Origin of the sequence: Thalassolituus hydrocarboniclasticus (assembly GCF_025345565.1) — a bacterium.
In the GTDB taxonomy this organism is placed as follows: domain Bacteria; phylum Pseudomonadota; class Gammaproteobacteria; order Pseudomonadales; family Oceanobacteraceae; genus Venatoribacter; species Venatoribacter hydrocarboniclasticus.
In genome coordinates, this window is sequence record NZ_CP054475.1 from 2,789,970 (window position 1) to 2,808,378 (window position 18,409).

Annotated in this window: 14 protein-coding genes and 2 rRNA genes; 8 read left to right on the top strand and 8 right to left on the bottom strand. The window is 53.8% G+C overall.

What is annotated here, in order from left to right; all coding sequences use genetic code 11:
- Positions 1 to 118: 118 nt before the first annotated feature.
- Positions 119 to 3,006 (bottom strand): 23S ribosomal RNA (locus HUF19_RS12480).
- A 217-nt stretch (positions 3,007 to 3,223) separates the two neighbouring features.
- Positions 3,224 to 4,758 (bottom strand): 16S ribosomal RNA (locus HUF19_RS12485).
- Together the 16S and 23S rRNA genes form the textbook arrangement of a ribosomal RNA operon.
- Before the next feature lie 739 nt (positions 4,759 to 5,497).
- Between HUF19_RS12485 and queC the strand changes: the two genes are divergently transcribed.
- A complete protein-coding gene (gene queC, locus HUF19_RS12490) occupies positions 5,498 to 6,160 on the top strand; it encodes a 7-cyano-7-deazaguanine synthase QueC (RefSeq protein WP_225693556.1) in 663 nt (220 codons plus the stop codon).
- The gene (gene queE, locus HUF19_RS12495; protein ID WP_260996929.1) at positions 6,160 to 6,846 is read left to right on the top strand and encodes a 7-carboxy-7-deazaguanine synthase; all 687 of its coding nucleotides are present in this window, start codon (positions 6,160 to 6,162) and stop codon (positions 6,844 to 6,846) included. Before queC ends, queE begins: the two co-directional genes overlap by 1 nt.
- Before the next feature lie 38 nt (positions 6,847 to 6,884).
- Here queE and HUF19_RS12500 read toward each other — a convergent pair whose 3' ends face one another.
- Both HUF19_RS12500 and HUF19_RS12505 read right to left on the bottom strand, forming a co-directional pair.
- Complete coding sequence (locus tag HUF19_RS12500) at positions 6,885 to 7,835, bottom strand: alcohol dehydrogenase catalytic domain-containing protein (RefSeq protein WP_260996930.1); 951 nt, start codon at positions 7,833 to 7,835, stop codon at positions 6,885 to 6,887.
- Between the two features lie 23 nt (positions 7,836 to 7,858).
- Positions 7,859 to 8,719, bottom strand: a complete 861-nt coding sequence (locus tag HUF19_RS12505; protein ID WP_222428421.1) for a LysR substrate-binding domain-containing protein — start codon at positions 8,717 to 8,719, stop codon at positions 7,859 to 7,861.
- Positions 8,720 to 8,853: 134 nt separating this feature from the next.
- Here HUF19_RS12505 and HUF19_RS12510 point away from each other — a divergent pair, with 134 nt between their 5' ends.
- From HUF19_RS12510 to rimK, 3 genes are read left to right on the top strand one after another with little or no spacing between them, the layout of a single operon-like run.
- A complete protein-coding gene (locus HUF19_RS12510; RefSeq protein WP_145465747.1) occupies positions 8,854 to 9,201 on the top strand; it encodes a MaoP family protein in 348 nt (115 codons plus the stop codon).
- A complete protein-coding gene (locus HUF19_RS12515) occupies positions 9,194 to 9,622 on the top strand; it encodes an ATP-dependent zinc protease family protein (RefSeq protein ID WP_145465748.1) in 429 nt (142 codons plus the stop codon). Before HUF19_RS12510 ends, HUF19_RS12515 begins: the two co-directional genes overlap by 8 nt.
- Entirely contained in the window at positions 9,619 to 10,524 is a 906-nt protein-coding gene (rimK, locus tag HUF19_RS12520; protein ID WP_260996931.1) for a 30S ribosomal protein S6--L-glutamate ligase, read from the top strand. The genes HUF19_RS12515 and rimK overlap by 4 nt, the downstream gene beginning before the upstream one ends.
- Positions 10,525 to 10,531: 7 nt before the next feature.
- On the opposite strand, the gene HUF19_RS12525 is transcribed toward rimK, so the two are convergent.
- Both HUF19_RS12525 and HUF19_RS12530 read right to left on the bottom strand, forming a co-directional pair.
- Positions 10,532 to 10,786, bottom strand: coding sequence for a hypothetical protein (locus tag HUF19_RS12525; RefSeq protein ID WP_260996932.1), 255 nt, complete (start codon positions 10,784 to 10,786; stop codon positions 10,532 to 10,534).
- 92 nt (positions 10,787 to 10,878) lie between these two features.
- A complete protein-coding gene (locus tag HUF19_RS12530; RefSeq protein ID WP_260996933.1) occupies positions 10,879 to 11,556 on the bottom strand; it encodes a transglutaminase-like domain-containing protein in 678 nt (225 codons plus the stop codon).
- A 203-nt stretch (positions 11,557 to 11,759) separates the two neighbouring features.
- On the opposite strand from HUF19_RS12530, the gene HUF19_RS12535 reads away from it, so the two are divergent.
- Both HUF19_RS12535 and argF read left to right on the top strand, forming a co-directional pair.
- Positions 11,760 to 12,926, top strand: a complete 1,167-nt coding sequence (locus tag HUF19_RS12535) for an aspartate aminotransferase family protein (RefSeq protein WP_260996934.1) — start codon at positions 11,760 to 11,762, stop codon at positions 12,924 to 12,926.
- Positions 12,927 to 12,945: 19 nt separating this feature from the next.
- A complete protein-coding gene (gene argF / locus HUF19_RS12540; protein WP_145465752.1) occupies positions 12,946 to 13,851 on the top strand; it encodes an ornithine carbamoyltransferase in 906 nt (301 codons plus the stop codon).
- Positions 13,852 to 13,962: 111 nt separating this feature from the next.
- Here argF and HUF19_RS12545 read toward each other — a convergent pair whose 3' ends face one another.
- Both HUF19_RS12545 and glpK read right to left on the bottom strand, forming a co-directional pair.
- Complete coding sequence (locus HUF19_RS12545; protein WP_260996935.1) at positions 13,963 to 15,057, bottom strand: GGDEF domain-containing protein; 1,095 nt, start codon at positions 15,055 to 15,057, stop codon at positions 13,963 to 13,965.
- 135 nt (positions 15,058 to 15,192) lie between these two features.
- Complete coding sequence (glpK, locus tag HUF19_RS12550; protein ID WP_260996936.1) at positions 15,193 to 16,680, bottom strand: glycerol kinase GlpK; 1,488 nt, start codon at positions 16,678 to 16,680, stop codon at positions 15,193 to 15,195.
- A 143-nt stretch (positions 16,681 to 16,823) separates the two neighbouring features.
- Between glpK and HUF19_RS12555 the strand changes: the two genes are divergently transcribed.
- Complete coding sequence (locus tag HUF19_RS12555) at positions 16,824 to 18,374, top strand: methyl-accepting chemotaxis protein (RefSeq protein WP_260996937.1); 1,551 nt, start codon at positions 16,824 to 16,826, stop codon at positions 18,372 to 18,374.
- The last annotated feature ends 35 nt before the right edge of the window (positions 18,375 to 18,409 follow it).

Below are 18,409 nucleotides of genomic sequence, written 5' to 3' on the forward strand. Positions count from 1 at the left end.
TCTGCGACATGACTTCAAATTAGGGCGGATACATGAGTCACTGTTAAGTGAAGAGATTCTCAAGCGAACAAGCAGTTGCTTGTCGTATTCAATCAACCCTTCCGGGTTTGGGTGTTATATGGTCAAGCCTCACGGGCAATTAGTATCAGTTAGCTCAATGCCTCACAGCACTTACACACCTGACCTATCAACCTGGTAGTCTTCCAGGGCCCTACAGGGAACTCGAAGTTCCAGTGAGATCTCATCTTGAAGGAGGTTTCCCGCTTAGATGCTTTCAGCGGTTATCCTGTCCGAACGTAGCTACCCGGCAATGCCACGGGCGTGACAACCGGAACACCAGAGGTTCGTCCACTCCGGTCCTCTCGTACTAGGAGCAGCTCTTCTCAAATCTCAAACGCCCACGGCAGATAGGGACCGAACTGTCTCACGACGTTCTAAACCCAGCTCGCGTACCACTTTAAATGGCGAACAGCCATACCCTTGGGACCGGCTTCAGCCCCAGGATGTGATGAGCCGACATCGAGGTGCCAAACACCGCCGTCGATGTGAACTCTTGGGCGGTATCAGCCTGTTATCCCCGGAGTACCTTTTATCCGTTGAGCGATGGCCCTTCCATACAGAACCACCGGATCACTATGACCTACTTTCGTACCTGCTCGACGTGTCTGTCTCGCAGTTAAGCCGGCTTGTGCCATTACACTAACCTCCTGATGTCCGACCAGGATTAGCCGACCTTCGTGCTCCTCCGTTACTCTTTGGGAGGAGACCGCCCCAGTCAAACTACCCACCACACAGTGTCCTCGATCCGGATAACGGACCAGAGTTAGAACCCCAAATTGACCAGGCTGGTATTTCAAGATTGGCTCCACAAAGACTGGCGTCTCTGCTTCAAAGCCTCCCAGCTATCCTACACAAGCCAATTCAAAGTTCACTGTGAAGCTATAGTAAAGGTTCACGGGGTCTTTCCGTCTAGCCGCGGGAACGCAGCATCTTAACTGCGAATTCAATTTCACTGAGTCTCGGGTGGAGACAGTGTCGCCATCATTACGCCATTCGTGCAGGTCGGAACTTACCCGACAAGGAATTTCGCTACCTTAGGACCGTTATAGTTACGGCCGCCGTTTACCGGGGCTTCGATCAAGAGCTTCTCCGAAGATAACCCCATCAATTAACCTTCCGGCACCGGGCAGGCGTCACACCCTATACGTCCACTTTCGTGTTTGCAGAGTGCTGTGTTTTTAATAAACAGTTGCAGCGACCTGGTATCTTCGACCGGTCTCAGCTTACGGAGCAAGTCCTTCACCAAAACCGGCGCACCTTCTCCCGAAGTTACGGTGCCATTTTGCCTAGTTCCTTCACCCGAGTTCTCTCAAGCGCCTTGGTATTCTCTACCTACCCACCTGTGTCGGTTTGGGGTACGGTCTCTTTATAGCTGAAGCTTAGAGGCTTTTCCTGGAAGCATGGCATCGACCACTTCGGACTCCGTAGAGTCACCGTCATCAGTTCTCGGCATTAAGGACCCGGATTTGCCTAAGTCCTCTGCCTACCACCTTAAACACGGACAACCAACGCCGTGCTGGCCTAGCCTTCTCCGTCCCCCCATCGCACTATAAAGAGGTGCGGTAATATTAAACCGCTTCCCATCGACTACGCTTCTCAGCCTCGCCTTAGGGGCCGACTAACCCTGCCCCGATTAACGTTGGACAGGAACCCTTGGGTTTCCGGCGGGGGAGTTTTTCACTCCCCTTGTCGTTACTTATGTCAGCATTCGCACTTCTGATACCTCCAGCCTGGTTCACACCTTGACCTTCAACGGCTTACAGAACGCTCCTCTACCATGCAATAAATTGCATCCGTAGCTTCGGTGTACAGTTTGAGCCCCGTTATATCTTCCGCGCAGGCCGACTCGACTAGTGAGCTATTACGCTTTCTTTAAAGGGTGGCTGCTTCTAAGCCAACCTCCTAGCTGTTTTAGCCTTCCCACATCGTTTCCCACTTAACTGTAACTTTGGGACCTTAGCTGACGGTCTGGGTTGTTTCCCTTTTCACGACGGACGTTAGCACCCGCCGTGTGTCTCCCGTGATTGAACTCATGGGTATTCGGAGTTTGCAAAGGGTTGGTAAGTCGAGATGACCCCCTAGCCTTAACAGTGCTCTACCCCCATGGTTAGACACGAGGCGCTACCTAAATAGCTTTCGAGGAGAACCAGCTATCTCCGGGCTTGATTAGCCTTTCACTCCTATCCACAAGTCATCCCCTAACTTTTCAACGGTAGTGGGTTCGGTCCTCCAGTTGATGTTACTCAACCTTCAACCTGCTCATGGATAGATCGCCCGGTTTCGGGTCTAATGCTAGCGACTATACGCGCAGTTAACACTCGGTTTCCCTACGGCTCCGCTATTCGCTTAACCTTGCCACTAACATTAAGTCGCTGACCCATTATACAAAAGGTACGCAGTCACCGAACTAAGTCGGCTCCCACTGCTTGTACGTACACGGTTTCAGGATCTATTTCACTCCCCTCACAGGGGTTCTTTTCGCCTTTCCCTCACGGTACTGGTTCACTATCGGTCATCTGGGAGTATTTAGCCTTGGAGGATGGTCCCCCCATATTCAGACAGGATATCACGTGTCCCGTCCTACTCGTTTTCACTGCTTATAGGTTTTCGTATACGGGGCTATCACCCACTACGGCCGCACTTTCCAGAGCGTTCTACTAACCACAAAACAGCTTAAGGGCTGGTCCCCGTTCGCTCGCCACTACTTAGGGAATCTCGGTTGATTTCTTTTCCTGCGGGTACTTAGATGTTTCAGTTCTCCGCGTTCGCCTCATACACCTATGTATTCAGTGTATGATACCCGCCTTATGACGGGTGGGTTTCCCCATTCAGAGATCTCCGGATCAAAGGTTGTTTGCCACCTCCCCGAAGCTTATCGCAGGCTACTACGTCTTTCATCGCCTCCAGATGCCAAGGCATCCACCGTGCACGCTTAGTCACTTGACCATATAACCCCAAACCGTTTCAGTTCTTACAAGCTATGAAGAACAAAACTTTATGGCATGGAGTTAATTGCTATCGCCAAGCAACTGCAAGTTCGCTTGAGAATCTCAATTCTCATGTATCCTAATTTTTAAAGAACAACACAAAACCACAGAGGGTCCGTGTAAAAGCATTTAAGCAATTCGTGTGAGCACTTAACTGAGACGACTGAAGTATCGTTTAAGGAGGTGATCCAGCCCCAGGTTCCCCTAGGGCTACCTTGTTACGACTTCACCCCAGTCATGAATCACTCCGTGGTAAACGCCCTCCCGAAGGTTAGGCTATCTACTTCTGGAGCAACCCACTCCCATGGTGTGACGGGCGGTGTGTACAAGGCCCGGGAACGTATTCACCGTGACATTCTGATTCACGATTACTAGCGATTCCGACTTCATGGAGTCGAGTTGCAGACTCCAATCCGGACTACGACCGGCTTTGTGAGATTAGCTCCACCTCGCGGCTTCGCGACCCTCTGTACCGGCCATTGTAGCACGTGTGTAGCCCTACTCGTAAGGGCCATGATGACTTGACGTCGTCCCCGCCTTCCTCCGGTTTGTCACCGGCAGTCTCCTTAGAGTCCCCAACTAAATGATGGCAACTAAGGACAAGGGTTGCGCTCGTTACGGGACTTAACCCAACATTTCACAACACGAGCTGACGACAGCCATGCAGCACCTGTCTCTGCGTTCCCGAAGGCACCAATCGATCTCTCGAAAGTTCGCAGGATGTCAAGAGTAGGTAAGGTTCTTCGCGTTGCTTCGAATTAAACCACATGCTCCACCGCTTGTGCGGGCCCCCGTCAATTCATTTGAGTTTTAACCTTGCGGCCGTACTCCCCAGGCGGTCTACTTATCGCGTTAGCTTCGTTACCAAGAGATCAAGTCTCCCGACAACTAGTAGACATCGTTTACGGCGTGGACTACCAGGGTATCTAATCCTGTTTGCTCCCCACGCTTTCGCACCTCAGTGTCAGTATCAGTCCAGGTGGCCGCCTTCGCCACTGATGTTCCTTCCCATCTCTACGCATTTCACCGCTACACAGGAAATTCCGCCACCCTCTACTGTACTCTAGCTTGCCAGTTCGAAATGCAGTTCCCAGGTTGAGCCCGGGGCTTTCACATCTCGCTTAACAAACAACCTACGCGCGCTTTACGCCCAGTAATTCCGATTAACGCTTGCACCCTCCGTATTACCGCGGCTGCTGGCACGGAGTTAGCCGGTGCTTCTTCTGCGAGTAACGTCACAGCTGCAGCGTATTAAGCTACAACCTTTCCTCCTCGCTGAAAGTGCTTTACAACCCGAAGGCCTTCTTCACACACGCGGCATGGCTGGATCAGGCTTGCGCCCATTGTCCAATATTCCCCACTGCTGCCTCCCGTAGGAGTCTGGGCCGTGTCTCAGTCCCAGTGTGGCTGATCATCCTCTCAGACCAGCTAGAGATCGTCGCCTTGGTAGGCCTTTACCCCACCAACTAGCTAATCTCACGCGGGCTCATCTGATAGCACGAGGTCCGAAGATCCCCCGCTTTCCCCCGTAGGGCGTATGCGGTATTAGCAGTCGTTTCCAACTGTTGTCCCCCACTACCAGGTAGATTCCCACGCATTACTCACCCGTCCGCCGCTCTCAAAAGTAGCAAGCTACTTTCTACCGCTCGACTTGCATGTGTTAAGCCTGCCGCCAGCGTTCAATCTGAGCCATGATCAAACTCTTCAGTTTAAAAAGTTTCGACTGGAGGAATATCCAATCTAAATCTTGCTCAAGAATAAAACTGTCTTTGCTTCATAAATGAATTATCGACGAGTTCTTACTTGATAATGCTTTGTCTCCAGAGCGTCTCAGTAAGCACCCACACGAATTACTTAATGCTTGAATTTTTAAAGAACATCGCTTCGTTTCTCTCAAAGCGGGCTGCGTATTCTATAGAAGCAGCTCTTGGTGTCAAGCGATTTTTTTGAATCTTTTCAACCGCTTAACTTCCTGAATCTTTCTGCTTTCGCTTCTCAACTCAGGCGGCGCATTTTACAACACCTCCAGATCGTGTCAAGTGTTAATTTTCAAAATTTCTTTTAAAATCAAACACTTAACTCAGCTTCAAACAACCCTTCCGGATCACTCTCAAAGCAGGTGGCGCATTCTACGCTCTTACTGACCGAAATCAACACCTTTTTCGAGAATTTTTCAGCAACTTACGATTCGTTAGAATCTTGTAAGCCATTGAAAAATAAAGCTTTTTAAATCCTCTCAACACGCCGTAGCGGTCGAGAGGGGCGCATTATAGAGAGATCCTGCCAGCGGTCAACAGGTTTCTGAAAAAAATTTACAGGAGCATTTCGGCCTCCCTTTTCCCCCTTCTATATAAAGCACGTATACTTGCCGCCTTAATTCCCGGAGCCACCCGGCTCCCTGGTTCGGACTGTTTATCTGTTCCAGTATCTTTTTAAGAAAGAGGTTAGTCATGGCCGAGAAAGCCGTTGTTATTTATTCCGGTGGTATGGATTCCTTTACCATTCTTAATAAAGCCAAAGCAGAAGGTTACGAGCTCTATGCTCTGACCTTTGATTATGGCCAGAAGCACCGCAAGGAAATCGCCTTTGCCACCCGCGTGTGTGAAGAGCTGGGAATCAATCACCGTATCATTGATATCACCGCTATTAATCAGCTACTGCAGAGTTCCTCTCTGACGTCTGATATCGAAATCCCGGAAGGCCACTATGAAGCGGCCAATATGAAATCCACCGTGGTGCCGAACCGCAATATGATTCTGCTGTCGCTGGCCATTGGCTATGCCGTGGATATTGGTGCCAGCAAAGTATTTTACGGCGCGCATTCCGGTGACCACGCAATTTACCCGGATTGCCGTCCGGACTTTGTTCACGCTATGAATAAAGTCGCCAAGCTGGCCAACTACGAGCCGGTTGATATTGTTACGCCTTACCTGAACAGCGACAAAACAGAGATCCTTGCCGACGGTCTGAAGATGGGGCTGGATTATGGTAAGTCCTGGACCTGCTACAACGGTCGCGAGAAAGCCTGCGGCAAGTGCGGCTCCTGCGTTGAACGCCTGGAGGCCTTTGCCCATAACCATGCCACCGACCCACTGGCTTACGAGAACAGCTGATGGCCGACCGCTACCGCGTTAAGGAAGTTTTTTACACACTGCAGGGCGAAGGCGCACAGGCCGGACGCCCTTCTGTGTTTTGTCGCTTCAGTAAATGCAATCTGTGGAACGGGCGCGAAGATTCCCGTGCTGACGCCGTGTGCGATTTCTGCGACACCGATTTTATCGGTACCGATGGCGAAAATGGCGGAATCTACAGTGCAGCGGAGCTGGTCAGCCTGATCAGCAGTCTGTGGCCAGACCCAACTCAGGGAGTTCCCTATGTGGTCTGCACCGGCGGTGAGCCTTTGCTGCAACTCGACGTACCTTTAATAGAAGCACTGCACGAAGCAGGTTTTGAAATCGGCGTTGAAACCAACGGCACCCTGCCTGCACCTGCCGGCATCGACTGGCTTTGCCTGAGTCCGAAAGCGGATGCAGAGGTTGTGCTTACCGAGTGTGATGAGCTGAAGCTGGTCTATCCGCAGAGCAAAGCCATGCCGGAACGCTTTGCTTCTTTTAATGCACGGCATTTTTATCTGCAGCCGATGGCCGATTATCAGGCCATGATTCTGGCCACGGATAAGAATGAAGGGGCGAAAGAAGGCTTATCAACCAGCAATATGCGCAAGACCGTCGAATATTGTCTTGCCCACCCGCAATGGAAGCTGAGCCTGCAGACGCACAAATGGCTGGGGATCGACTGACCCCCGGCGGATCTTCCTTATGCCTGACTCCTGATGACTCAGAAGTCGGGCAGCATCACCGCCTTAAACGGTAATTCTCCGGCTTCATAACGGGCATGAATCTGTGCCACTTCAGACATAGCAAAACGCTGCACAGGCAGGCCTTTAAGCTCACCGGCTTCAATGCCGGCTGTCAGAGTTCTCAGGCACTCCCCATGGGCCGCCATATGTTCCTGCCGCAACAGTGGCAATAGCATAAAAACAGCATGCAGGGTCAGCGCTTTGGCATGTGCCTGGGATAAATCGTACTGATTACGGGCGTTGATCGTCGCCACCTGCGCATAGGGTGCGGCCAGTTCAAGCGCGGTTTGCAGTCCCGCACCACCAAAGGTGTCCAGTACTCTGGCGAAACTCTCTCCCTGCGCCACTAGCTCACTGCACTGCGCATGCAACCAGCCACGGCCACCGAAAGCTTCAACCTGAGCAATACGTTCGCGACTGCCGGCCGAGCCTTCAACCAGAGCACCCAACTGATGTGCAATCTGCGTCATCATCAGACCAACCGCACCGGATGCTCCCACCACAAACAGCCGTTCTCCTGCCTGAAGCTGCAGGCGCTGTACTGCGTTGTAAGCCGTAATAGCAGCAATGGGCAGACCAGCGCAGTCTTCCAGCGGCAGATTATGAGGAGCCGGGGCCAGTAAATCAGCGTCGGCGACCATATATTCCGCCAGCGCACCATGATGTCCTTTAACCCCGCCGGCGCAGCCGTAAACAGCATCGCCCGGAGACAATGCACTGACCCCTTCGCCTGTTGCTTCTATATAACCGCTGACATCACAGCCCAGCACACCAGACTGTGGCGCAATGGCCGCAAGCCCGGCACGGATTTTGGTATCCACCGGATTGAAACCGGCAGCCACCACACGAATCAGTACCTGGCCGATGCCCGGTTCAGGTAATTCAATCTCAGCTTTCTGTATAACCTCAGGCCCACCGGTCTGTGTCATAACCCATGCCTGGCAACGGATACTCATCGGGATTCCCCCTGTGGCGATGCCAGTGCAGCCGCGGCAGTGACATTGGTTGCAATCTGTTCGATCACTTTATTAATCAGCTCTTCACGGCCACTGCTGGCATGAAAGCTGGCATAAACCGTACGGTTGATGACCGGCGCATCGGGCACAACATGCATTTGCCCGCTGTCGAGGTACGGCTGAATCAGGCTGGACGGCAAATACGCTGAACCGCCATTACTGAGAATACAATCCAGCGCAATCCGTCCGGTGTTGGTTTGTAATACCGGTGGTTTTGCCCCTTTAAATTCCTGCGCATGCTGAATCTGAAACGACGTTCCCCAGTCCACCAGCACATAATCCTGCGCCAATGCATCCTGCCAGCTGTCACAAGGTTCAGCGGAAACCAGATACAGAGGGATGTTCATCACTTCAATGGTGGTCAGTTCGTCCACTTTGGGAGCATCGAAGACAAAGGCCAGATCCAGGGTGCGTTCAATAATCTGCCGCACCAGATTGCCACTGCTGTGCGCCATGGCATTCAGGGCAATACCCGGAGAGCTACTCATAAACAGGCGCAGTTGCTCCTGCAGAAAGGCATCCCAAAGATTCGGGGTCGCCCCCAGTGACATCTGCTGGCTTTTGCCATCCGCCATCGCCACTTCCTGGCGGATACGCTGCTCCAGCAGAACGCTGCTTTCAGCCAATGGCATGAGTTTTTCACCTGCCGGGGTCAGCTGAATGTTATTGCGCTGGCGGGAGAACAGTTCCACCCCCAGAAGTCCTTCCAGCTGGCGCACCCGGAAGCTGACGGCAGACTGCGTCAGATACAGGTTTTCTGCCGCCCGTCCGAAGTGCCGGGTACGTGAGACTTCCATAAAAGTTTTAAGCAGTTCTGTGTCCATATCGACCAAAGAAAATTTTCGTTACGATAAGTTTTTTTTGTTTTACCGACGAATCATGGCTGACCATACTCCGCCCAAAATTACCTCATCGGGATAGTAGGTGCAGAATGGACAATAGCCAAGTGAAGAGTTTTGACTGCGATAAAAAGTTCTTTGACGACCGCAATTTTCCACGTGGTTTCCAGCGTTCAGGGGATTTCACCCGTATTCAGGCGCAAATTCTGGAAACAAAAGGTGTGGCCATGAAAGCGCTGCACGAAGGCAGCCGCGCGCCACAGAATGACGAAGAAGAGCGCTTTGTTGCCACCTGTCACGGTAACGAGAAGCCAGCCTCTGATGTCGAGAAAACCTGGGCCATTTACCTCAATGCATTACGCCGTAAGCAGATCTACTTCACGGCTTCTTCCGCTGCTGTGGCTGAAACCGGCTCGGACAGCATAGACAGCGATGATTAAGCCTGTACTCGGCTACATAGAACAAGTCTCTCTCCCCGACTTTGGCATCCAGTGTCTGGCCAAAGTCGATACCGGGGCCTGCACCAGCAGCCTGCATGCTGAACGCATTGAGCCCTTTAAACGGGACGGAAAATCCTGGGTTCGCTTCCATGTGTTGTTTGATAACGACACCGCAACCTTGGATCAGATCTGTGAAGCCGAGGTGGTCGACCGTCGTGTGATCGCCAGCTCCAATGGCCAGCGCAGCCATCGCTACATTATTAAAACTCAGCTTTTTGCTGCCGGGAAAACCTGGACCATCGAACTCAGCCTCAGCCACCGCGGCAGCATGAAATACCCCATGCTGATTGGCCGCCGGGCCATCAGCGGGCGTTTTCTGGTCGATGTCGAACGCCAGTATCCAGGAACAGATTCCCTATGAAGATTGCTATTCTGTCGCGTGACGCCAACCTCTACTCCACCCGTCGTCTGGTGGAAGCCGGCGAAGCGCGCGGACATGAAGTCAGTGTTCTGGATACCCTGCACTGCTATATGAATATCAACAGCCTGGATTCCAGCATCCATTATCAGGGCTACGAGCTGGATGATTTTGATGCTGTTATCCCGCGTATCGGTGCTTCCATCACCTTTTACGGCACCGCAGTACTGCGCCAGTTTGAAATGATGGGTGTGTACCCGCTGAACGAATCCGTCGCCATCAGCCGCTCACGCGACAAGCTGCGCTCTATGCAGTTAATGGCGCGCAAAGGCATTGGTCTGCCGGTTACCGGTTTTGCCCACAGCCCGGACGATATTCCCGACCTGATCCGTATGGTCGGTGGCGCCCCACTGGTCATCAAACTGTTGGAAGGCACTCAGGGCATCGGCGTGGTGCTGGCGGAAACACGCAAGGCCGCCGAAAGCGTGATTGAGGCTTTTATGGGTTTAAAAGCCAACATCATGGTGCAGGAATACATTAAAGAAGCCGGCGGTGCCGATATCCGCTGCTTTGTGGTGGGCGATAAAGTCGTGGCCGCCATGAAACGTCAGGCACAGGAAGGCGAATTCCGCTCTAACCTGCATCGTGGCGGCAGCGCCTCGTTAATCCGTATTACGCCGGAAGAACGTGCCACTGCGGTACGCGCCGCCCGCACTATGGGTCTGAATGTTGCCGGTGTGGATATTCTGCGCTCCAACCATGGCCCGGTGGTGATGGAAGTAAACTCATCTCCCGGCATTCAGGGCATTGAAGAAGCGACCGGTATCGACGTGGCCGCCAAGATCATGATCTTTATCGAGAAAAATGCCCGCGCTAACCGCACCCGCACCCGCGGACGCGGCTGACCAAGGTTTACAGGCCGTATTGCTGCAGACATAAACGCACGTAATCGGCCCGGTCGGACCCTTCCAGCTCCATCGACGTCGCCTGGGATTCACATTCCTGCTGAATCTCACGGCGGTATGATTGATCGCCGTCATCCGCTGGCGCGGATATCATTTCTTCAGCATCCGCTGCTGGCTCTTCAGCCACACATAGAGTGCCACTCAGTCCCCAGAGCGCGGCTGTAATATACAGCCACGACCAACCAGTATTCCGCTTCTGCATAGTATTCTCCGCAAATAGCTGCATTCTGCGAACTGGGATAACAGGCAGCCAGCAAAGAATTTTTGTGGCGACGATCAGAGTTTCTGACCGGTTCAGCTCATTGGGGCTGCAATATCTCCTTCCAGTGAACGCTCGGCAAAATCGGCGGTTTTCACCAGATGCGGATAAGCCGCTGCAACCTGAGCGACAATAAAATCAACCGGTACATCAGCAAAGGTGCCATGATCGTTCAGATATTCCATATGCGCCCGGCCCTGCTCATCAAACGGCTGAAACACCGAATCCTGCTCGCCATCAAACTCCAGCACGCCCACGCCCATACGCTCACATAATGCTTTATTGAAGGCCGGTGTCGCTTTTACCCAGCGCTCATTCAGCCACAGCTCGATATAGCCATGCATAACGAATACATCCGAGCGCAGAAACGCCAGCAACTGTGGCGATGACAGGTGATTGCGTACATCCGCTAATCCCAGCCGGGAAGGAATTCCCAGCGCCCGCGCCATGGAGCCAAGCAATACCGCCTTGGGAATACAGTATGACTGGCCCGCAGCCAGACAATGACTGCCACTGAAACTCTGCGGATCCTCACTGAAGGTATAAGGGTTGTAGCGCACACCATCGCGCACACCGAGATATAGGCGGCGGGCAATTTCCAGCGGATCGGCGGCATCACCAGCCAGCGCACGCGCCTGCGCCACAACCTGCGGATTGGCGGCATCAAAATAGCGGGTGCTTTGCAGATACTGCTCCATACGGCGACCTTTCATTAAAGAGATGTCTTCACACTACCCAGCTCCCCGGGCACTGACAATGATCGCAACGCCGCCCGGTATTAACCGAAATGCTCAGCCCGAGCGGGGATTCGCCTGTCAATCAGGCAACATTTACAAAGTTACGGCCCTTTCGTATGATGCTGACCCTTCCGGGGCAGCCAAGGCTGCCTTTTTGCGTTTCAGAGGATTTGAGTGATATGCAAGCCATCATGAATACCTACGGGCGGTTACCCGTGACGTTTGAAAGTGGACAAGGCAGCTGGGTTATTGATACTCAGGGCCGACGCTATCTGGATGCGCTCAGTGGTATTGCCGTATGCGGTCTGGGCCATGCCCACCCGGCGGTCACGGCGGCTATCCGTGAGCAGGCTGACAAGCTGATTCACACCTCAAACCTGTATGGCATCAGCAAGCAGCAGGCACTGGCTGAAGCACTGGTGCGTGTCTCCGGCATGGAAAACGTGTTTTTCTCTAACTCCGGTGCCGAAGCCAACGAAGCGGCGATTAAAATTGCGCGTAAATACGGTCACGACCGCGGTATCCATGAGCCCGTCATCATCGTTATGACCAAGGCCTTCCACGGCCGTACCATGGCCACCCTGACCGCTACCGGTAACACCAAGGTACAGGAAGGTTTTGGCCCGCTGCTCAATGGTTTTATCCGTGTGCCTTATCAGGATCTGGATGCCATTAAAGCCGTCGTCAAAGCCAACCCGAATGTGGTTGCGGTGATGCTGGAGCCGGTACAGGGCGAAGGCGGTCTGGCCACCGCCAGCGCAGACTATCTGAATGGCGTTCGCACACTGTGTGATGAACACCAGCTGCTGATGATGCTCGACGAAGTACAAACCGGTAACGGCCGGACCGGCACCTATTTCTGCTACCAGCACTTTGGTTTCCGCCCGGATGTCGTAACCACCGCCAAAGGTCTGGGTAACGGCGTACCTATTGGTGCTTGTCTTGCTCAGGGTAAAGCGGCCCAGGTACTGCAGCCTGGCAACCATGGCTCAACCTATGGCGGTAACCCGCTGGCCTGTGCGGCAGCACTGGCGGTAGTTGAGACCATTGAACAAGAGAATCTGTGTGATCACGCCCGCACCATGGGCGATTACCTGCGTGACGGTTTCCGTGCACGCCTGAACAACAGCGAGCGTCTGCTCGAAATCCGTGGCCACGGCCTGATGATTGGTCTGGTGCTGAACCAGGACTGCCCGTCACTGATGGCCACCGCTCTGGAACAGGGTCTGCTGCTGAATGTGACCTCCGGCAATGTGGTGCGTCTGCTGCCACCGCTGAATCTGTCACAGAGCGAAGCTGACCAGATCATCGAAACCGTGTCCGCCCTGATTGAGGCGCTCGGTTGAGTTTGAATAAGGAACTAACGTGAGACATTTTTTAACCCTGTTAGACCATTCTCCGGAAGAGCTGAACTGGCTTATCCAGCGCGCCATCGAGCTGAAGCAGATGCACAAGCGTGGAGAGATCTACGAGCCTTTGCGTAACCGTGTGCTGGGGATGATTTTTGAAAAATCGTCCACCCGCACCCGTGTTTCCTTTGAGGCCGGTATGGCACAACTGGGTGGCCATGCCATCTTCCTGTCGCCGCGCGATACCCAGCTGGGGCGTGGTGAGCCGGTAGAAGACAGCGCCCGTGTGCTGTCACGCATGGTCGATGTCGTCATGATCCGTACCTTCGAACACGAAACCGTAGAACGCTTTGCGGCGTTCTCCGAGGTACCGGTAATCAATGCCCTGACCGATGACTTTCATCCCTGTCAGCTGCTGGCCGATATCCAGACCTACGTCGAGCACCGTGGCTCTATTCAGGGCAAAACCGTGGCCTGGATCGGCGATGGCAACAATATGTGCCAGTCGTACATCAACGCGGCGCAACAGTTTGATTTCAAACTGAACATTGCCACACCGGAAGGTTTCGAACCGTCACAGTTTCTGGTTGATGAAGCCGCAGACCGTGTCACGCTGATGCGTGATCCGAAAGAAGCGGTACGCGGTGCCGATCTGGTCGCCACGGACGTCTGGGCGTCTATGGGTCAGGAAGATGAACAGGAACAGCGCCTGCGTAAATTCCGTGATTATCAGGTCTCACGCGAGCTGCTCGATCTGGCCAATAAAGACGTGCTCTTTATGCACTGCCTGCCGGCGCATCGCGGTGAAGAGGTAAGTGAAGACTTACTGGATGATCCGCGCTCGGTGGTATGGGATGAAGCAGAAAACCGTCTGCATGCACAGAAGGCCCTGCTCGAATTCCTGCTCTGTCAGGAAGACTGAAAGATAACAGGCTCACTCTTGTAAGCCTGGACTTGCAGGCCTGAACAGCGCCTCAAAAACAATGCCTCAAAAGCCCCGTGACCTTCAGGTTCCACGGGGCTTTTTTTTTGCTCAGGAAGACTGAGCTGAGGTTTGCTCCAGCGTTTCGGTGCGTACGCGGTTACGTCCGGCGCGCTTCGCTTCATACAGCAAACGGTCAGCACGGTTGAGCAGCTCATCGCCCTCCTCACCGGCATGATATTGCGTCACACCGATGGATACCGTCAGCGGCAGAGAAGACTCCGAGAAATTCTCTTCCATCACGGCAATACGGATACGGTTCAGCGCGTTTTCGGCCGTAGCCAGCGTCAGGCCACTGAGCAGCAGCACAAACTCTTCACCGCCATAACGTGCAGCAAGATCGACTTCCCGCACCGACAGCCGCAGCAGTTGCGCCAGCTCCACCAGCACCTGATCACCGATACGGTGGCCATGCTGATCGTTAATCTGTTTAAAGTGATCAATATCGACAAAGGCGAGCACAAAGGGCAGCCCTTCACGATTTGCCAGAGCCCGTTGTTTTTCCAGCGTACGCAACAGATAACGGCGGTTGTATAAGCCGGTCAGTTCATCGGTAATCGCCAGCTCTTCAATGCGCACCATCGCGCGGCGCAACTCGCGGTTCTTCTGGCGGTAGGCTTCACGCAGCAAAGCCACTTCACGCCCAAGAAAACTGTATGCCAGCAGGCTGATAAAGAACGCAGCCCCCAACAAAGCCTCCTGGCTGGCTTGCCACTGGCCGGCATTCTGGTGATGCAGCACCAGCATCACCAGGGTGTAAGACGCCATGGTAAACAGCGCAACACCGAGAAAACCGCGCCAGGTAAGGCGGAACACCCCATACGGCATCACCGCCAGATAGCCCAGCATCACCACATTGCGGTGTTCGCTGCACAGATAAAGAATGATGGAAACAAAGGAAATGGCCCAGACCATAAAGAAAGCAGTCAGGCCGGGGTCCTGATAATTCAGGCTGCGGCCGGAACCGACCCAATACAACAGCAATGCCTGCCCAACCCAGTAAACCGCAATGGCAGAATACAAAACAGCCGCATCCGCAGGGTCACCCTGCAACTGAAAGCCTGCCATAAAAAGCAGCGTAAACAGCAGCGCTCCACTGCTGGCCAGCCCATGACGGCGAAGAATGTCACGTTGTTGCTGTCTCATGGCGGCATCCCGTGCACTGAGAACAAAGCGCACGATTATAGAGACTATTTTTTCGCCGGCTATGTCAATTCGCGTAATCTTCGTAACAGAAACTGGCGTAACTGACATCCGCCAGTTCTGTTACCCGGCTACAGCTCAGGCGCCGCAGCGTACCCGCTGAACCGCATTCAGCCAGCCATCGTATAAATGCTGACGCTGACTTTCTTCCAGCTTGGGTTCATAAGCACGATCGTGTACCCAAAACGCCTCCACATCATCCAGGCTCTGATAAACCCCGGCCTGCAAGCCCGCCAGAAACGCAGCGCCCAACGCTGTGGTTTCCGTGACTTTCGGGCAGGCGATAGGAATACCCAGAACATCAGCCAGAAACTGCACCAGCCAGCCATTCACCACCATGCCGCCATCAACCCGCAGCTGCGCCGGCTCAACGCCATCCAGCGCCATAGCTTCAAGCAGATCACGGGTCTGATAACACACGGCCTGCAAGCCTGCCGTTACGATTTCTTTAATACCGGTGTCGCGGGTCAGGCCCATAATGGCACCACGCGCCTGCGGGTCCCAATAGGGAGCGCCCAGACCGGTAAAGGCCGGCACCATATACACCGGATTTTCGTAACCTGTTGCTTCCGCCAGTGACTGCGTCTCACAGGCGCTGGAAATCAGGTTCAGACCGTCACGAATCCACTGAATCGTGGCACCCGCCATAAAAATGGAACCCTCCAGTGCATAGGTGGTTTCGCCATTAATACGGTAGGCCACGGTGGTCAGCAGACGGTGGGTGGACTTCAGCGCTTCGCGGCCGGTGTTCATCACCATAAAACAACCGGTGCCGTAGGTGCTCTTAGCCATTCCCGGACGGAAGCAGGCCTGACCCACCAGCGCCGCCTGCTGATCACCAGCGACACCACCAATGGCAATCTCAGTACCAAACAGACTGGCATCAATACGGCCATAATCGGCAGCGCTGTCTTTAACTTCCGGCAGCAGTGCGGCCGGAATGCGGAACAGCTGTAACAGTTCGTCGTCCCATTGCTGGGTATGAATATTAAAGAGTAAGGTGCGCGAGGCATTGCTGGCGTCGGTCGCGTGTACTTTGCCGCCGGTCAGACGCCAGAGCAGAAAGGTATCAACCGTGCCAAACGCCAGCTCGCCGCGCTCTGCCCGCTCACGCGCGCCATCGACGTTATCCAGAATCCAGGCCAGCTTGGTGGCCGAAAAATACGGGTCCAGCAGCAGGCCGGTTTTCTCGGCGATACCCGGCTCGAGCGCCGCATCTTCTTTCAGCTGCTGACACAGTGCCGACGTCCGGCGGTCCTGCCAGACAATGGCGTTATAGACCGGCTTACCGCTGGCGCGCTCCCAGACAATCGTGGTTTCGCGCTGATTGGTAATGCCAGCGGCGACAATATCACTCAGCCCGCAGCCGGAAGCCGCCAGTGCTTCCCGGGTACTGATGAGTGTAGTTTCCCAGATTTCTTCCGGATCATGTTCAACCCAGCCCGGTTGCGGAAAATGCTGGGTGAACTCGCGCTGGCCGGTAGCCAGAATCTGACCTTCGGTTGAAAACAGAATGGCGCGGCTACTGGTAGTACCCTGATCGAAGCTCAGCAGACAGCGTGGCATAGAATGTTATCCTCATTATTTTTTGCGGCAGTTTACTGACAGAAACGAAGATGACCAAGGCCCGGATAGAGATGTGGAGAAATCCGGCAAAATCTGCCGGCTGAACTATAGTTATCTGATTAACACAATCATCTGATAACAACATGCGTAATAACCAGCCAGTAACCCAACGTGAAATATCTTTACCTGCCGATAACCATCTGGTGTCGTCGACAAACCTGAAAGGTATTATCACCCACTGTAACGACCACTTTATCCGCATCAGTGGCTTCACCCGGGAAGAGCTGCATGGCAGTCCGCACAATCTGGTTCGCCACCCGGATATGCCAACAGCGGCATTTGCTGATTTGTGGAATACCGTTAAAGCCGGCCAGCACTGGATGGGGATCGTTAAAAACCGTGCTAAAAATGGTGATCATTACTGGGTCGACGCCTACGTAACCCCCCTGTACGAAGGTGACCAGATTGTCGGCTATGAATCCGTACGTATTGCCCCCAGCCGCGATCAGATCAGCCGTGCCGAAAAAGCCTATAAACTGCTGAACAGCGGTAAAAATCCACTGCGACGCTGGGGCGCATTGCGGACCATGCTGCCCCATCTTGCCCCATGGCTGGTTGCCGCAGGCTCGGCACTCTATTGGTCGGACAGTTTACTGCTGCAGGGGGCTGTAGGCCTGAGTGCTGTTTATAGCCTGTTGCGTCAGTATCAGCAGCTGGAAGCCTTTACCCGCTATGGACAGGATGTTATCAACAACCGCCTGATGGCCTGGATTTACACCGGGCGTGACGATGCCCATGGGCAGCTGGCGTTTGCCCAGCACGCTATGCGCCGTCGCCTGCAAACCGTATTGGTACGAATAGCCGACAACACCAGCTCACTGGTCAGTGCCACCAGCAACACCCTGAGTCTGTCGCAGAATACGCTGGAGCGCGTCCGCCGTCAGCACAGCTATACGCAGCAGGTGGAAAAGGTCAGTACCGATATCCAGCACACCGCCTTACAACTCAACGAAAACAACCAGCAATCGCAACAGGCCAGTCAGCAGGCTGTAGGTAATGCCACTTCCGGTGAGAACGACATCAAAGTAATGATGACCCAGACCGAAGCTCTGCAGGTAGAACTGAAAGGCACGGCCGAAGCCATCAGCCGGCTGGCAAGCGAAACCCAGGGCGTTGACCGCTTTCTGCAAGCCATCAGCGATATTGCCGAGCAGACCAATTTACTCGCCCTGAACGCCGCGATCGAAGCGGCCCGTGCCGGGGAGCAAGGGCGCGGATTTGCGGTAGTTGCTGATGAAGTCCGCAACCTGGCACAACGCACTCAGGAGTCCGCTGCCGAAATTCAGCTGATCGTAACCGGCCTGAATGAGCACAGCGGTCAGGCTGTGGAGGCAATGAATAAGGGGCAAAATTCGACCGAGCAGACTCTGGAGCGGGCCCGTCAGGTGAATGGCGTGTTCTCCACCATCCGTCATGAGCTCAGTGAAATTCAGGCGATGACCAGCGCCAACTCGCGTTCCGCCTCGGAGCAGAATCTGGCAGCCGACCAGATCCGTGATCATCTCACGCAGCTGGAAAGTCTGGCACAGGAAGCCGAGCAACTGGCGAACAGCATGAATGATGAATGTGAGCAATTAGCGCAATTAATGGACGATCAGAATCGTATCATTCAGCGCTTTCAACAAAGCTTATGAAAAGCTAACATTCAGAATTCAATATTAATGAATTT

What these genes read in the sequence shown, in the direction of transcription:
- queC (WP_225693556.1), top strand. Translation starts at nt 5,498, where the DNA reads ATGGCCGAGAAAGCCGTTGTTATTTATTCCGGTGGTATGGATTCCTTT.
- queE (WP_260996929.1), top strand. Translation starts at nt 6,160, where the DNA reads ATGGCCGACCGCTACCGCGTTAAGGAAGTTTTTTACACACTGCAGGGC.
- HUF19_RS12500 (WP_260996930.1), bottom strand. Translation starts at nt 7,835, where the DNA reads ATGACACAGACCGGTGGGCCTGAGGTTATACAGAAAGCTGAGATTGAA.
- HUF19_RS12505 (WP_222428421.1), bottom strand. Translation starts at nt 8,719, where the DNA reads ATGGAAGTCTCACGTACCCGGCACTTCGGACGGGCGGCAGAAAACCTG.
- HUF19_RS12510 (WP_145465747.1), top strand. Translation starts at nt 8,854, where the DNA reads ATGGACAATAGCCAAGTGAAGAGTTTTGACTGCGATAAAAAGTTCTTT.
- HUF19_RS12515 (WP_145465748.1), top strand. Translation starts at nt 9,194, where the DNA reads ATGATTAAGCCTGTACTCGGCTACATAGAACAAGTCTCTCTCCCCGAC.
- rimK (WP_260996931.1), top strand. Translation starts at nt 9,619, where the DNA reads ATGAAGATTGCTATTCTGTCGCGTGACGCCAACCTCTACTCCACCCGT.
- HUF19_RS12525 (WP_260996932.1), bottom strand. Translation starts at nt 10,786, where the DNA reads ATGCAGAAGCGGAATACTGGTTGGTCGTGGCTGTATATTACAGCCGCG.
- HUF19_RS12530 (WP_260996933.1), bottom strand. Translation starts at nt 11,556, where the DNA reads ATGAAAGGTCGCCGTATGGAGCAGTATCTGCAAAGCACCCGCTATTTT.
- HUF19_RS12535 (WP_260996934.1), top strand. Translation starts at nt 11,760, where the DNA reads ATGCAAGCCATCATGAATACCTACGGGCGGTTACCCGTGACGTTTGAA.
- HUF19_RS12545 (WP_260996935.1), bottom strand. Translation starts at nt 15,057, where the DNA reads ATGAGACAGCAACAACGTGACATTCTTCGCCGTCATGGGCTGGCCAGC.
- glpK (WP_260996936.1), bottom strand. Translation starts at nt 16,680, where the DNA reads ATGCCACGCTGTCTGCTGAGCTTCGATCAGGGTACTACCAGTAGCCGC.
- HUF19_RS12555 (WP_260996937.1), top strand. Translation starts at nt 16,824, where the DNA reads ATGCGTAATAACCAGCCAGTAACCCAACGTGAAATATCTTTACCTGCC.